The sequence below is a fragment of the Gordonia aichiensis genome (assembly GCF_039946255.1).
Classification (GTDB): domain Bacteria; phylum Actinomycetota; class Actinomycetes; order Mycobacteriales; family Mycobacteriaceae; genus Gordonia; species Gordonia aichiensis_A.
Map to the genome: position 1 here is coordinate 1 of NZ_JBCDWL010000020.1, position 13,999 is coordinate 13,999.

General features: G+C 69.6%; 14 protein-coding genes. 4 read left to right on the forward strand and 10 right to left on the reverse strand.

Features of this window, described 5'->3' with window-relative positions; all coding sequences use genetic code 11:
- Positions 1 to 595, reverse strand: a 595-nt coding sequence (locus tag AAFO60_RS17900; RefSeq protein ID WP_347957595.1) for a DUF222 domain-containing protein, incomplete at its 3' end; no start/stop codon positions are given.
- Between the two features lie 246 nt (positions 596 to 841).
- Between AAFO60_RS17900 and AAFO60_RS17905 the strand changes: the two genes are divergently transcribed.
- Complete coding sequence (locus AAFO60_RS17905) at positions 842 to 1,609, forward strand: nuclear transport factor 2 family protein (protein ID WP_347957596.1); 768 nt, start codon at positions 842 to 844, stop codon at positions 1,607 to 1,609.
- A 46-nt stretch (positions 1,610 to 1,655) separates the two neighbouring features.
- On the opposite strand, the gene AAFO60_RS17910 is transcribed toward AAFO60_RS17905, so the two are convergent.
- Genes AAFO60_RS17910 through AAFO60_RS17930 form a run of 5 tightly spaced genes read right to left on the reverse strand, consistent with a single transcriptional unit; the run spans position 1,656 to position 6,591 of the window.
- Positions 1,656 to 2,477, reverse strand: a complete 822-nt coding sequence (locus AAFO60_RS17910) for an anti-sigma factor (RefSeq protein ID WP_347957597.1) — start codon at positions 2,475 to 2,477, stop codon at positions 1,656 to 1,658.
- A complete protein-coding gene (gene sigK / locus AAFO60_RS17915; RefSeq protein WP_424310782.1) occupies positions 2,470 to 3,093 on the reverse strand; it encodes an ECF RNA polymerase sigma factor SigK in 624 nt (207 codons plus the stop codon). The genes AAFO60_RS17910 and sigK overlap by 8 nt, the downstream gene beginning before the upstream one ends.
- Positions 3,090 to 4,409 carry a class I SAM-dependent methyltransferase gene (locus AAFO60_RS17920; protein ID WP_347957599.1) on the reverse strand — a complete coding sequence of 440 codons (1,320 nt, stop codon included), beginning with the start codon at positions 4,407 to 4,409 and terminating at the stop codon, positions 3,090 to 3,092. Before AAFO60_RS17920 ends, sigK begins: the two co-directional genes overlap by 4 nt.
- On the reverse strand, positions 4,406 to 5,164 hold the full coding sequence (locus AAFO60_RS17925; RefSeq protein ID WP_347957600.1) for a DUF1365 domain-containing protein: 759 nt from the start codon (positions 5,162 to 5,164) through the stop codon (positions 4,406 to 4,408). The genes AAFO60_RS17920 and AAFO60_RS17925 overlap by 4 nt, the downstream gene beginning before the upstream one ends.
- Positions 5,161 to 6,591, reverse strand: a complete 1,431-nt coding sequence (locus tag AAFO60_RS17930; RefSeq protein ID WP_424310776.1) for an NAD(P)/FAD-dependent oxidoreductase — start codon at positions 6,589 to 6,591, stop codon at positions 5,161 to 5,163. The genes AAFO60_RS17925 and AAFO60_RS17930 overlap by 4 nt, the downstream gene beginning before the upstream one ends.
- 48 nt (positions 6,592 to 6,639) lie before the next feature.
- On the opposite strand from AAFO60_RS17930, the gene AAFO60_RS17935 reads away from it, so the two are divergent.
- From AAFO60_RS17935 to AAFO60_RS17945, 3 genes are all read left to right on the forward strand, one after another.
- Positions 6,640 to 8,136 carry a cryptochrome/photolyase family protein gene (locus AAFO60_RS17935; RefSeq protein ID WP_347957602.1) on the forward strand — a complete coding sequence of 499 codons (1,497 nt, stop codon included), beginning with the start codon at positions 6,640 to 6,642 and terminating at the stop codon, positions 8,134 to 8,136.
- Positions 8,137 to 8,437: 301 nt separating this feature from the next.
- On the forward strand, positions 8,438 to 9,826 hold the full coding sequence (locus AAFO60_RS17940; RefSeq protein ID WP_347957603.1) for a TIGR01777 family oxidoreductase: 1,389 nt from the start codon (positions 8,438 to 8,440) through the stop codon (positions 9,824 to 9,826).
- A complete protein-coding gene (locus tag AAFO60_RS17945) occupies positions 9,823 to 10,278 on the forward strand; it encodes an SRPBCC family protein (RefSeq protein ID WP_347957604.1) in 456 nt (151 codons plus the stop codon). Before AAFO60_RS17940 ends, AAFO60_RS17945 begins: the two co-directional genes overlap by 4 nt.
- Positions 10,279 to 10,309: 31 nt before the next feature.
- Here the strand turns inward: AAFO60_RS17945 and AAFO60_RS17950 are convergent, their stop codons facing one another.
- The 4 genes from AAFO60_RS17950 to AAFO60_RS17965 form a co-directional block, all read right to left on the reverse strand.
- Positions 10,310 to 10,759 (reverse strand): SRPBCC family protein, encoded by a 450-nt coding sequence (locus tag AAFO60_RS17950; RefSeq protein WP_347957658.1) that lies wholly within the window; start codon positions 10,757 to 10,759, stop codon positions 10,310 to 10,312.
- A gap of 5 nt (positions 10,760 to 10,764) precedes the next feature.
- Positions 10,765 to 12,252: an SDR family oxidoreductase gene (locus AAFO60_RS17955; RefSeq protein WP_347957605.1), complete on the reverse strand. Its 1,488-nt coding sequence runs from the start codon at positions 12,250 to 12,252 to the stop codon at positions 10,765 to 10,767.
- Complete coding sequence (locus AAFO60_RS17960) at positions 12,249 to 13,211, reverse strand: SDR family NAD(P)-dependent oxidoreductase (protein WP_347957606.1); 963 nt, start codon at positions 13,209 to 13,211, stop codon at positions 12,249 to 12,251. The genes AAFO60_RS17955 and AAFO60_RS17960 overlap by 4 nt, the downstream gene beginning before the upstream one ends.
- A gap of 93 nt (positions 13,212 to 13,304) precedes the next feature.
- The gene (locus tag AAFO60_RS17965) at positions 13,305 to 13,883 is read right to left on the reverse strand and encodes a lipocalin family protein (protein ID WP_424308847.1); all 579 of its coding nucleotides are present in this window, start codon (positions 13,881 to 13,883) and stop codon (positions 13,305 to 13,307) included.
- Positions 13,884 to 13,999: the final 116 nt, after the last annotated feature.

Here is a 13,999-nt window from a genome sequence, read left to right on the forward strand (position 1 = left end):
GCCGGCGGCGGTCCCGATCATCGGTGAGCTGCCCATCCGGATCCAGATGCGCCAACAACCGCACGCCGGCCATCCGGACACCGTCCGGGGTCAGGTCGCGGGCCACCGCGGCGAGCTGGGCTTCGGCTCGCCCCCGGGTCTGCGGGTCGACGGCGGCGGGGATCTTGTCCATCACCGCGTCGATCTCGCGAACATGGTCGGCGCCGATCGCGCCGTCGGCGACCGCCGCCGCGGTGGCCGGGCACGCCGGCGCCAGGGTTTGGCCCTGCAGGTTGGTGAACCGGCCGATCGCGGCCACCGAGGTGCGGCGGCGTTTGGCCGCACCATCACCCAGGCGCAGACCGGCGGACAGGTAGGCGTGCAGGGACAGGTAGCCGGCCTTGCGGAACGCGGCACGATCGGAGACCTCGGTGAGCACGGCGGCGTCGACGCCGTCGAGACGACGACGCGCCGCCTCCAGAGTGTCGACCACAGCCAGGAGACCGTCTTCGGTGACCGCCGCCATCGGGGCGGCAGCCAACTTGCCGAACACCGCATCAGCGAGAGCGGCGAGCTCGGCCGGATCATCGGGCAGAGCCTGGAACGGGCTGGTCATGCCGGTCACCTCCCCTTCAATGTGCGGTGGTTCACTAGGTGTTCGATTCTATGTGTGAAGACTAGCGCGAGGGTCTGACAATTCCGTGCTGATGGTGGTGGTGGTGAGCAGGCGGTTTGGAGTTTCAGCGGATGTCGCGAGGTTTCGACACCGGCTCCGCTTCGCTTCGCCGGGCTCAACCAACCTAAGAAAATGAAAGCTAAACTAGAACGTGTTTCAGTTCATGTGGGACCGAATGGAGCAACGATGAACTCCCGCGCGCAGAAGCTCGCAATCGTCGAGGGCTCGCCGGCGGCCGTCGCCGCGCACAACAAGCAGGCATGGCTGGACCTGTTCGCCCCGGATGCGGTCGTCACCGACCCCGTCGGGTCGAGCCCGCACCGCGGGCACGCGCAACTGGCGCGGTTCTACGACACGTTCATCGCCCCCAACCGGATCGCCTTCCGGCCCCGCCACGACATCGTGTGCGGCGATACCGTTATCCGCGACTGCACGCTCGAAATCACCATGAGCGACGCTGTGGCACTGCAGGTTCCGGTACACCTGCGCTACGAGATGGCCTCCTCCGAGAAGCTGGCGTCACTGTCCGCGCACTGGGAGCTGCCCGGCATGGTGACGCAGCTGCTGAGCAAGGGGCTGCCGGCGATACCCGTTGCCACCCGGCTCACCGGACGCCTGCTGCAGAACCAGAAACTCACCGGCACTGCGGGATTCGCGCGTGGCTTCCACAGGGTCGGCGCCGCGCACAAGCGCACGGCAGCACAACTCCTGCGCACTGCCGCAGCGGACGACGCCCTCCCGCAGAACCTGCGCGTGCAGTACGGAACAGCCACGGCCGCAGCGACTTCCACCGATCTACTGACCGGGTGGGAGGCCGACAAGTTCATCGCCGCCGGAACATTCGTCACCGCGAGCCTGACCCGCGGCACCGAGCACGCCGTCGCAATGATCGAATTCCACGGCCGCGCACCGCTCGCTCTGACCGTATTCGTCGACGACCCCGCACATCCCTGACCCCGCACAGCCCTGACTCCGCTCACCCGATGCGACCGGGCACCGGTCAGCTCAGCGGCAGTTGGGCGACCGGCGCGCTGATCATCTTCTCCGGCGTCGCCGCATCACCGACGGTGAACGCGACCGCCGTCGCACCGTGCATGCCACTGATGACCGCGGTGGTCGACGCCGACACGTCGGCGTCGGTCATGGTGCCCGCCAGCCGCGGCCCGTCCGGTCCGACGAGCCACATCTGATAGAGGGTGCCTGCCGTCGGCTGCGGGACGTCGTTCATCACCAGCACGCCCTCGCCGGTCGACGGCGAATAGGTGACCGTCGCGCGCCCGCCGGCCAGCGTGCCGCTGGTGGTCCGCACGTCGGGGGCGGCGAAGATCTGCTCGGTCTTCGACTCCGGCGCCGGCTGATGTGCGATCGAGTAGCCGATCACCGCGCCGCCCACCCCCAGCACGACGGCTGCTGCGGCAGCGGCCGCGACCATCCGCATCCTGGTGAAACCGCCGCGCCCGCGTGACCGGCCGGGGTCGGCCGAACCGTCGGGCCGGACAGTCTGCTCGTCGACGACCCGAACCGGCGGTTCCGCGGTGTCGGCACCGGCCAGGTCGCCGTCGATCCGCTGCAGCAGCCGGTCCCGCAACCCGGCCGGCGGCAGCGCCGCGGTCGCCTCGCTCAGCTCGGCCATCGCCTCACGCACCGCGCGAACCTCGGCGTCGAACGCCGCACGCTCATCCGGGTGAGCCCGCGCCACCGCGCGCAGCAGTCGGGCCCGCTCCACCTCGTCGAGGGCGTCCAACGCCAGCAGCGGCGCATAGGCGGTCAGATCGTCGCCGGGACCGCCGGGGTCGACGGCTCCGCCGGTCTCATCACTCACCGGCCAGACACCCCCTCAGTCGCTTGAGTCCGTCTCGGATACGACTCTTGATCGTCGGCAACGCCACCGAAAGTTGTTGCGCCACCTCGCGATAAGTCAGCCCGTCGTAATACGCCAGGGTGACGGCCTCGGCCTGCAACGCGGTGAGCGTACCCAGACAGTGGCGGGCTCGCCGGCTCTCCTCACGCGCGGTCACCTCGTCTTCGACGCCCGCATTCACCTCCACCAGATCCCGCAACCCATAGCGGGTGTCGCGAGCCGCCGCCGACGACTCCGAGCGCACCCGATCGACGGCCCGCCGGTGCGCGATCGTCAACAGCCACGACATCGCGCTGCCCTGCTCGGTGCGGAACCCGCCAGCATCACGCCAGACCTGCAGGTACACCTCCTGGGTCACCTCTTCGCTGTACCCCTCATCGCGCAGCACGCGGACCACCATGCCGAAGACGCGGGCACTGGTGCGGTCGTAGAAGTCGGCGAAGGCGGCGCGGTCACCGTCGGCGGTGGCCAGCAGCAGGCGCCCCAACTGCTCGGTTTCGGCGGTCACCGGCGGCGCGCCCGCGCTTGCAAGGATGTCATCGATTGACAGCCTAGCCGTCGCGAGCACCGCGGTCATGACGGTCCGCGTCTACCGGGCGCGGGCGGCTTGTCGAGACGGAGCTGAACCACATCGAGATAGCCCGACCGGAAACCGGCCTCCGAGTACGCCAGATAGAACGTCCACATCCGTTGGAAGACGGTGTCGAAGCCCAACTGCGTCACGGCCGCCGACCGGTGGGCGAAGCGTTCACGCCACAGGCGCAGCGTGCGGGCGTAATGCCTGCCCATCGACAGTTCGTCGACCATCCGCAGGCTCGTGTGCTCGGCGGTCACCTGCCGCAACGCCTCGATCGACGGCAGCTGCCCGCCGGGGAAGATGTACTTGTGCACCCAGGTGTACGTGCCGGCCGAGGCCAGCATCCGGGCGTGCGGCATGGTGATCACCTGAATCGCGGCGCGACCGCCCGGCGCTAGCACCCGCTCGACGGTCTGGAAGTACGTCGGCCAGAACTCGCGGCCCACCGCCTCGAGCATCTCCACCGACACCACCGCGTCGTATTCGCCGTCGACGAGCCGATAGTCCAGCAGGTCGACGCGCACCTGGTCGGCGAGTCCGGCGTCGGCGATCCGCTGCAACGCCAGCTCACGCTGCTCACTGGACAGGGTCAGCGAGCGCACCTGGGCGCCGCGGCGGGCGGCCCGCAGGCACAGTTCGCCCCAGCCGGTGCCGATCTCCAGCAGCCGGGTGCCCGGACCGACGCCGGCCTGGTCGAGGAGCCGGTCGATCTTGGCGCGCTGCGCGTCGGCCAACTGCGGCCAGTCGGCGGTGTCGGCGACGGCGTCGGACCCGAAGTAGGCGCTGGAATAGCTCAGCGTCTCGTCCAAGAAGGTCGCGAACAGCTCATTCGAGAGGTCGTAGTGCCGGGCGATGTTGGAGCGCGTGTTGGCGACGGTGTTCTGCTCGTCGGCCGGATGCCGCGGCAGCACCAGCGGCCGCAACCGCTGCAGCGGCGCGGGCACCAGCTCGGCGACCCGCTCGGCGAAGGGCGTCAGCACTCCCACCAGTTCGTCGGTCGTCCAGTCGCCGGCCATGAACGCCTCCCCGAAACCGATCAGGCCCGCCGACCCGACCCGCGCGAACAGGGCTTGCGGCCGGCGCACGATCATCCGCGGGACGACGCGCCCGGACCGCTGCCCGAGACGGGTGCCGTCGGGATACTCGACGCAGATCGGCAGTCGACGGACGGCCGCCGAGAACAGGCTGCGGGCGGCCAGGCCGCGCAGGCGCGCCGCAGGCGGATGCGCCACGTCGGGCCACGCCTGCGGGTCCACGTCGCGGCAGTCGGTGGGTTCGCGCTGGTCGGCGGGTTCGCGGTGGTCGTTGACGGTCATCGCGGGAGTCCTTTGCGTTCGGGATCGGGCAGGGCCGGTCGGGGTTGGATGCGCACGCCGCGAGCCCACAGCCAGACGCCGTGGACCCGGATACGCACCGCCACCAGCCACGGGGCCAGCGGCGTACGCAACTGCGCGCCGATCACCGCCGCGGTGGTGGCCGGGCGGGCCCGACCGTCCAGAGTCGCGGTGAACGGGGCGTGCCCGGGACGGTCGAGGGTCACGACCAGCCGGATGCGGCCGCCGGCGTCCGGTTCGGGCAGCACCAGCCGGTAGCGGCCGGAGACGTCGTTGAACGGGGAGACGTAGAACGCCTTGTCGACCTGCGCGCGACCGGCGTCGTCGGTCTCCACCAGGTAGCAGTGGCGCCCGCCGTAGGTGTTGTGGACTTCGGCGACCACGTACTGCAGCCGACCGGCCCGGTCGTGGCACCAGAACACCGTCAGCGGGTTGAACACGTATCCGGCCACCCGCGGTGAGAGCAGCGCGGTCACCGTGCCGCTGGGAGGCTCGGCACCCACCTCGACGAGGTAGTCGACGAGCCGGCTCCGGAAGGTGTCGCCGGGATGCGGGGCCTGCGGGAAGTGGTCGGCGGCGCGGAAGCGGGCCGCCCACCGCAGCCCGCGCGGCAGGACGGGCAACTCGTCGACGTCGACGAGCCAGCTCAGACTGCGGTGGGCGAACCGATGGTCGACGGGTTCACGCCGGATGTGGCCGATGCGGGTGCGTACCAGCGCCGGCGTCGCCACACTCATGACGGCACCCGGCTCAAGGCGCCGACATCGTCGGGCGACACCCGGTCGGGCCAGACGCCGCCGAACCGCTCGGCCGCGCGCGCACCGGCTGCCGCACCGTCCTCGTGGAATCCCCACCCGTGGTAGGCGCCGGCGAAGGCGACGACGCCGGTGTCGATCGACGGCAGCCTGCGCTGGGCGGCCACCGAAGCGGTGTCGTAGACGGGATGCTCGTAGGTCATCGACGCCAGAACGGTGTCCGGGTCGACGAGGTCGACCCGTCCCATCGTCACCAGGTAGCGCGGCGGCATCGGACGCGCCCGGCCGGGGCCCTGAGAATCACCGGAAGCTGCTGTGCCGGTGGGCAACCGCATCAGCCGGGTCATGTCATAGGTCACCGCCACCGCGGCCGGATCGGTCTCCGAGCGCCCCTCATACCGGTCGTCGCGGATCTGGTAGTTCCACGACGCCCGCGCCCGAGCGGCACGCGGCAGCAGCGACTCGTCGGTGTGCAGGACGGCGGGCTTGGGGGCGTAGCCGATCGCGCCCAGCACCTCCTGCTGCGCTGTGGTCGGTGATTCGAGCATCGTCAACGCGTGATGCGGATGGGTGGCGATCACCACCGCATCGAACGCGGTCTCGGTGCCGCCGGCAGTCACCGTGACACCGCCGCCGGTCTCCCGCACGCCGGTCACCGGCGTCGCGAACAGGAACCGGCCGCCGCGGCCTTCGACATGGTCGGCAACAGCCTGCACGTACGTCGCCGAACCGCCGGTCACCGTCCGCCACGACGGCGAACCGTACACCGACAGCATCCCGTGATGGTCGAGGAAGGTGAACAGGTAGCGGGCCGGATAGCGTTCGGCGGTGGCCTCATCACACGACCACACCGCCGCCACCAGCGGCAACAGGAAGTTGTCGCGGAAATAGCCCGACAGGCGGCTGCGTCGGACGAACTCGCCGAGCGGCTCGTCGGCGGCTTCCCCACCGACCGGCTCATCCAAGACGCGGCGGGCCAGGGTGTGGAACCGTTTGATCTCCGCCAGCATCAGCAGGTAGCGGCCTCGCGTCAGATTGCGCCAGGTGGGGAACAGCCCCGCGGCGCCGCGCGCCCCCGCGAACTCGAGGCCGGTCAGCTCCGAGCGAACCGACATCGACATGTCGGTCTCCTGCGTCGCCACCCCGAGCTGATCGAACAATCGGCACAGCGTGGGATAGGTGCGGTCGTTGTGGACGATGAACCCGGAGTCGACCGCCACCTCCGAACCGTCCGCCGCCGGCAGCCGGTGCGTGTGCGCGTGCCCGCCGAGCCGGCCGTCGGCCTCGAACACCGTCACCCGATGGCGTTGCGAAAGCAGGTAACCCGCGGTCAACCCGGCCACGCCGCTGCCGATGACGGCCACCCGGCCCGCGGAGGAGAAAGCATCTACGTCAGTCACATCAGGCATTCGGAACCGCGTCGCCACCGGATGGGTGTCGTGACGCACACTGGATCCATGAGTGCTCCCGCGATCGTCTGGTTCCGCCGGGACCTGCGACTGTCCGACCTGCCGACGCTGCTCGCCGCCGCCGACCACACCGACACCGCCCTGGCCGTATTCGTCCTCGACGACGCCCTGCTCACCCCGTCCGGTGCGCCGCGCGTGGCCTTCCTCACCGGCTGCCTGCGCGCCCTCGACGCCGCCCTCGACGGCCGCCTGCTCCTGGTGGCCGGCGATCCCGTCCAGCAGCTCCCCCGGCTCGCCGCCGCCGTCGACGCGCAGGCAGTGCACATCAGCGCCGACTTCGGGCCCTACGGCTCCGCCCGCGACCGAGCCGTCGAGGCCGCCCTCGCCGCGCTCCCGACACCGGTGCCGCTGATCCGGACCGGCTCGCCCTACGCCGTCTCCCCCGGCCGCATCCACACCAAGACCGGTCGGCCCTACCAGGTGTTCACCCCCTACCGCCGCGCCTGGCTCGATCACGGCTGGCACACCCCCGCCCGCACCGGCCCCGACACCCTCGACTGGCTCGACCCCGCCACGACACGCGGACTACCCGAAGCCGCCGCGCTCCCCGAGCCTCGCGAGGACGCCGCCGCACTGAACTCCCCCGGCGAGGACGCCGCCCCGCTGAACTCCCCCGGCGAGGACGCCGCCCCGCTGAACTCCCCCGGCGAGGACGCCGCCCCGCTGAACTCCCCCGGCGAGGACGCCGCCCGGCTCCGCTGGCACGCCTTCCGACACGGCCCACACAGCAGCCTCGACCGCTACGCCGACGACCGCGACCGTCCCGACCTCGACACCACCACCCGCCTGTCGCCCTACCTCAAGTTCGGCTGCATCCATCCCCGAACCCTCCTGCACGACATCCGGACCCGCACCGATCCCGGTGCCGTCACCCTGCGCAGCGAACTCGCCTGGCGCGACTTCTACGCCGACGTGCTCCACCACCGCCCCGACACCGCACGCGGCAACTACAACCCCAAGTTCGACGGCCTCGAATACGACGCCGGGCCCACCGCCGACGCCGCCTTCGACGCCTGGCGCACCGGCCGCACCGGCTACCCGATCGTCGACGCCGGCATGCGCCAACTCCTCGCACAGGGATGGATGCACAACCGTGTCCGGATGATCGTCGCGTCGTTCCTCACCAAAGACCTCCACCTGCCCTGGTGGCGCGGCGCCCGCCACTTCATGACCTGCCTCGTCGACGGCGACCTCGCGTCCAACCAGCACGGCTGGCAGTGGACCGCCGGTTGCGGCACCGACGCCGCCCCCTACTTCCGGGTGTTCAACCCCATCACCCAAGGCGAACGGTTCGACCCGACGGGTGACTACGTGCGCCGATGGGTACCCGAACTCCGTGACATCGAAGGCAGAGCCGTCCACCGGCCATGGAAGCAGCCCGACACCGGACTGTTCGACGCCGGCGCACGCCGCGCCTATCCGGCGCCGATCGTCGACCACGCGCTCGAACGACAGGAGGCACTGGACCGATACGCGAGGCTGTGATCGTGGCGGTCCAGCGGCGGAACAGCGTGCTCCGAAATCAGAGTCATCCGAATTCGGTGCGGCACCGAATGCCTCATGGAGGGCGCACACGGCGACTTCCCGAAAGGAGCGGGTGATGCGTGAGCTGTTCGAGCAAGTGTTCATGTCGATCCACATGCCATTGGTTGACCTCTACCAATGGGTGATCAGTTCGCTTCCCGCATAGCGGTGCCGCGATCGGCGGACAGTGCCACCTCGGCGCTGTCCGCCGAACTGAATTCAGTCAGCACGTGCTTCCCCAGCTTGGAAAGGACATCCGACCATGAGCATCGTCCACTCCAGTATCGTCGACGTCCCGCGCTCGGAGGTGTTCGCCTGGCATGCCCGCCCCGGAGCACTGCACCGCCTACTGCCGCCGTGGCAGCCGATGCGGGCGATCAGCGAAGCCCAGTCGCTGGCCGACGGCCACGCGATCCTCGGGCTGCCGGGCGGATTGCGCTGGCACGCCGGCCATCGGCGAGCCGACTACGACCCACCGCACCGCTTCGTCGACGAACGCGTCGTCGACGGTGTGCGCGGCCTGCCCGCCGAACTGTCCGGGCCGTGGCGTCACGCACATCTCTTCGACGACGCGCCCGGCGGCCGCACCCGGATGACCGATCATGTGCACACCCCGGTCCCGGCACGACTGCTGCGCCCCACCTTCGAGTTCCGGCACCGGCAGGTCGCCGACGACCTCGCCCGGCACGCCGAGGCGCGCGCAGCGAGCCTGGCGCCGCTGACGGTCGCCGTCACCGGCGCCTCCGGAATGGTCGGCACACAGCTGTGCGCCTTCCTCACCACCGGCGGGCATCGGGTGATCCGGCTGGTCCGCCGCAACGCCGACGGCCGCGATGAGCGGACGTGGGACCCCGAGGCCCCCGCCGCCGGGCTGCTCGACGGCGTCGACGCCGTCATCCACCTGGCCGGCGCCCCCATCGCCGGCCGCTTCACCGACAGCCACAAGGCGGCGATCCGGAACAGCCGCGTCGGACCGACCCGGCGGCTGGCCGCGCTCGCCGCCGAGAGCCGCACCGGCCCGGCCGTCTTCGTCAGCGCCTCCGCCGTCGGCTTCTACGGCCATGCCCGTCCCGGCGAAACCCTGACCGAGACAGCCGATTCCGGCGACGACTTCCTCGCCGAAGTGGTGCGGGACTGGGAGGCGGCCACCGCGCCCGCACGCGAAGCCGGTCTGCGCGTGGTGCAGGTCCGCACCGGAATCGTGCAGAGCCCGCTCGGCGGCACCCTGCGCCTGCAGCGACCACTGTTCGCCGCCGGGCTCGGTGGTCGGCTCGGCAACGGCAGGCAGATGTTGTCGTGGATCGATCTGGACGATCTGATCGACGTCTATCACCGGGCACTCTATGACACCCAGCTGATCGGGCCGGTCAACGCCACCGCGCCCGACCCGGTGACCGCCGCCGACTACGCGCGCACCCTGGCCGCCGTGATGGGCCGTCCCGCACTGCTGCCGACGCCGGCGTTCGGCCCCGCACTGATACTCGGCAGGCAGGGCGCCCGCGAACTGGCCCTGGCCGACCAACGGGTGACACCGGCCGTGCTCGCGAGGTCCCGGCACCGGTTCCGTCGCCCGACCCTCGACGCGTGCCTGCGCCACCAGCTGGGGCGAACCGATGATCGCACCGCACGAAGGGAGGCCGTAGAACCATGAAGCAAGAAGAAGTCACCGTCACCATGCACGCGTCCGTCGAGGAGGTGTGGAGTCTGGTCAGCGATGTGACCCGGATCGGCGAGTTCTCGCCCGAGACCTTCGAAGCCGAATGGCTCGGCGACGCCGTCGGGCCGGCGGTCGGGGCCCGGTTCCGCGGACATGTGCGCCGCAACGAGATCGGCCCGGTGTACTGGACCACCTGTACGGTCCTGGCGTGCGAGCCGGGCCGGGTCTTCGAATTCGGGGTCGGCGCCTCCGCCAATCCGTTGACCCGCTGGGGATACCGTCTGACGCCGCGGCCGGGCGGCGTCGACGTGACCGAGACCTTCGCCTTCACCTCGACGCTGTGGCTGCGCCCCTACTGGATCCTGCTCGGCGGGTTGCGGGGACGCCGCGTCCGCAACGACATGCGGCGGACGTTGGAGCGGATGAAGGCGGTCGCCGAACGCTGACCGCGCCCCGGCCCGTCGCACCGGTCGGCGCTTACCGCAGCTTCTGCAGTTCTGCGCGCAGACCGTCGGCCCCCTGAACCAGCAGTCGACGTACGGCCGAGCGCAGCAGCGGCTCGAGGATCCCGAGGACGCCGTGGAAGTCGAAGGCCACCGCGTACGTGACCGAGGTCTCGGGCGGTCCGGTCTCCGGTCCGGCAGCTTCGGTCTGCTCGATCACGATGGTGTCGACGGCGGTCACCGAGTTCTTCTCCCCCCGCAACCGGATCAACAGGGGCGGCTCGAGATCGGTGAGCCGGTACCCGAGTTCGGTAGTGCGACCGGCGAATCTGCTGGTGACGCGATACTCGGTGCCGATACCGCCGTCGCCGCCGCAGCGGATCACCCGGACGGCGTTCGGATCCCAGAACTGGGCGTTGGTGAAATCGGCCAGATAGTCGAACACCGCGTGCGCCGGAGCCGTCGTCGTCACGGTGCACTGCATTTCGATCACGACTGATTCCCTTCCGTGGGCCCGGCCTTCTGCTGCTTCTCCGCCTGACCGGTGATGTTGCGCGCCATACCGCTGAAGATGATGCCGTGAAAAGGCATTATTGACGCCCAATAAGCCTGTCCAGCAAGACCATTGGGTTTGAACAATGCGCGCTGCCGGTAGATGGACCCGCCGTCGGCTGTCGGCGTCAGCGACAGCTCCAGCCATGCTTGTCCGGGGACTTTCATCTCCGCGTGCAGTCTCAGTGATCGGGGTCGATCGAGTTCTTCCACCCTCCACCAGTCCAGCGCCTCGCCGACCCGTAGACGACGTGGATCGCGTCGCCCGCGACGGAGGCCGACGCCACCGGTCAAACGATCGATCCAGCCGCGCACGCTCCACGCCAGTGGAAACGAGTACCAGCCGGTCTCTCCACCGATCGCCTCGATGACATCCCACAGGGACTCCGGGGAGGCCGAGGTGGTCACTTGCCGTTCATCCTTGTACAGCGTTCCACCCGACCACAGCGGATCGAGCGGAGACGGGTCAGAGGGGGCGGCTCGTGCCGTCGCGTCCGACCAACGGGTCGGGATGTCCAGGTCGCGGATCCGGGCGAGCGCCAGTTCGACAGCTCGCGCGTAGCCAGTCAATCCCTCCGATGGATCGGGAATGTATTCGGCGATGTCGTGGTCTCGGCAGACGACCTCATGGATGAGCGACTCCATCAGGGGTACCGCGATCGACCGGGGTACCGGAGTCACCAAGTTGACCCACTGTGCCGACAACCAGGGCGTCAGCACCGGCACCGGAAGCACCAGCCGGCGTCGCAACCCGGCGATGACCGCGTACTCACGCATCATGTCCAGGTAGGTCAACACGTCCGGGCCGCCGATGTCGAACGCCCGATTCACTTCGGCGGGCAGGCTCAACGCGTGAGTCAGGTAGTGGAGAACATCCCGCACAGCAATCGGCTGAATGCGATTGTTCACCCAGCGCGGTGTGATCATGGCGGGCAGACGTTCGGACAGGTAGCGCAGCATCTCGAAGCTGGCCGACCCGGAACCGAGGATCACGGCCGCCCGAAGCTCCACCGCGGGCACTCCGCTCGACCGTAGAATCGCACCGACCTCGGCCCGCGACGCCAGGTGCGGCGACAAATGCGCTTCATTCGGGACCAGGCCGCCGAGATAGACGATGCGACGCAGACCGGCGGCATGTGCTGCCTCACCGACCAGTTGCGCCGCACGCCGGTCGACGTCGACGAAGTCCCGCTGCACCAAGGAGTGGACGAGGTAGTAGAGCACGTCGCCGTCGGCCAACGCCGCCGCGACCGATACCGGGTCGGTGACGTCGCCGCGGACCACGTCGACGCCGGCACGCCAAGGGACGTCGGTGAGCTTCGTCGGTGTCCTGGCCATGATCCGCACCTCATGGCCTTGCGCCAACAGTTCCGGGACGAGGCGGCCGCCGATATAACCGGTCGCGCCGAAAACGATCACCCTCATGGCTTGTCGAGCTCCTCGCCGACTCCGGCTGCCGCGCTCACGGTCCGCCAGATCGCGCGGCGGTCGGCCTCACTGAAACGAGTACCCGGCAGGTAGTGCAGTGGGCGGATCTCACGGTCATGCCAGAACCGGCCCGAAGGCAGCGTCTCGGAAGTGGCTGTCAGCCAGAGGGCGGTGTCGGCCCCCTCCTCCGCCGAGCGCAGCAGGGGCCCGGCGACAGTCTTGAAGCCCGGCAGGGAGTCGGCTACGCCCGGAGTATCGACCCAGCCCGGATGCATAGCGGCCACCATCACCCCTGCCGATGCCCACCGGTCGGCCAGGATCGGCAGCAGGGCCGTCTGAATCCGCTTGCTGCGGGCGTAGGCTCGCGCGCCACGGTACCGGCCGCTGCGGTACTCGATGTCGTCGGTCGGCAGCGCGGCCGTATACATTCCGCCTGAGGACATGAAGATCACGCGGGGGTCGACACTGTGCGCCAGCCGCTCGACGAGCAGGTCGGTGAGCCGGAGCGGTCCCAGCACATGGGTTGCCAGGGACAGCTCATGACCGTCCACCGATTCGGTCCGCTCCGGCGGCATCACGCCGGCATTGTGGATCAGCGAGTCGATCTCATATCCGGCCAGCTGCTCGGCCAGCGTCGTCACCTGTGCCGGGTCCGACACGTCGGCCAGCTCGATCTCCACCTTCGCGTTCGAGTGTCGCGACCGGATCGACGCGCGGACGGCGTCGGCCCGATCACGGTCACGCCCCACCAGGATCGCCTGCCCACCCAGTTCGACGACTCCCGCGGCGATGGCCGCGCCGATCCCGGACGTCGCACCAGTGACGGCCACGGTGCGGTCGGCCAGCGATCCGGGTCGCGGGTCCTTCGCCGACCATCTTCGCGCTCGAGCAGCGTAACCGAGCCGCGAATATCCGCCGATCACCGAACGATCGAGCACGGTGTCGAGTGCGCTCATCGCCTCTTCCCTTTCGTCGTCACAGCTGTGGCACGGCGGTCATCGCGAGCACAGTGGTCATCGCGAGCACGGCGGTCATTGCGAACACAATGGTCATCGCGAGCACAGTGGACGAATTTCTCCGATGCCCCCGGTGACCGGCGATGTCAGGTACCAGCACGCGTTCTCGCCGGCTTTCGCGATCTCAGTGCGCACCGAACGCCACTGGTCGGCCGACAGCGATGGCTTTCGCGACAAGACGAAGCCCGAGACGCGATAGGGATCGGTCACCAGCGCCCACGAATAGTCGGGCCCGAGCGCGACGACCACATAGTTCGGTGGACCGAACCTGTTCTCTTGCGTAGGGACTCCGGGGAAGCTGACGTGAAGCTGGGCCCCCGTCCGCTGGTCCACCACGGTCGCTCTTCCGGTGATTGCGTTCGTGGCCCCCTGCCAGGTGGTGCACGAATTCTGAACCACGACCTCGCCCCGAGCATCAAGGGAATATCGTGCCCTGGTGTCTCGCGCACAGGCCAGATTGAATGGTTGAGGAACAGCGGCGAGCTGGTGCCACAGTCCCGCGTAGCGCGTGATGTCGAGGTGCGGAACGGGGGCCGGCGGTGCAGGCAGGGCCTGCGCGGTACCCACTCCACCGCCGAGGGTGACGAGGACGATCAGGACTGAAAGTAACACCGTCCCCCGACGAAGCCGGGAATGGTGACGGCCGGTCCGGCCGGGGAGGATTCTGCTCGATCGAGACATGCTTTCCGCACCTTTGTCGGGAGGGAGCGATGCGCCGGCCCGGCTTC

Excerpts from the sequence above, each read along its gene's own strand:
- AAFO60_RS17940 (WP_347957603.1), top strand. The coding sequence starts at position 8,438 with ATGAGCATCGTCCACTCCAGTATCGTCGACGTCCCGCGCTCGGAGGTG.
- AAFO60_RS17925 (WP_347957600.1), bottom strand. The coding sequence starts at position 5,164 with ATGAGTGTGGCGACGCCGGCGCTGGTACGCACCCGCATCGGCCACATC.
- AAFO60_RS17930 (WP_424310776.1), bottom strand. The coding sequence starts at position 6,591 with ATGCCTGATGTGACTGACGTAGATGCTTTCTCCTCCGCGGGCCGGGTG.
- AAFO60_RS17950 (WP_347957658.1), bottom strand. The coding sequence starts at position 10,759 with ATGCAGTGCACCGTGACGACGACGGCTCCGGCGCACGCGGTGTTCGAC.
- AAFO60_RS17960 (WP_347957606.1), bottom strand. The coding sequence starts at position 13,211 with ATGAGCGCACTCGACACCGTGCTCGATCGTTCGGTGATCGGCGGATAT.
- AAFO60_RS17955 (WP_347957605.1), bottom strand. The coding sequence starts at position 12,252 with ATGAGGGTGATCGTTTTCGGCGCGACCGGTTATATCGGCGGCCGCCTC.
- AAFO60_RS17920 (WP_347957599.1), bottom strand. The coding sequence starts at position 4,409 with ATGACCGTCAACGACCACCGCGAACCCGCCGACCAGCGCGAACCCACC.
- AAFO60_RS17905 (WP_347957596.1), top strand. The coding sequence starts at position 842 with ATGAACTCCCGCGCGCAGAAGCTCGCAATCGTCGAGGGCTCGCCGGCG.
- AAFO60_RS17945 (WP_347957604.1), top strand. The coding sequence starts at position 9,823 with ATGAAGCAAGAAGAAGTCACCGTCACCATGCACGCGTCCGTCGAGGAG.
- AAFO60_RS17935 (WP_347957602.1), top strand. The coding sequence starts at position 6,640 with ATGAGTGCTCCCGCGATCGTCTGGTTCCGCCGGGACCTGCGACTGTCC.
- sigK (WP_424310782.1), bottom strand. The coding sequence starts at position 3,093 with ATGACCGCGGTGCTCGCGACGGCTAGGCTGTCAATCGATGACATCCTT.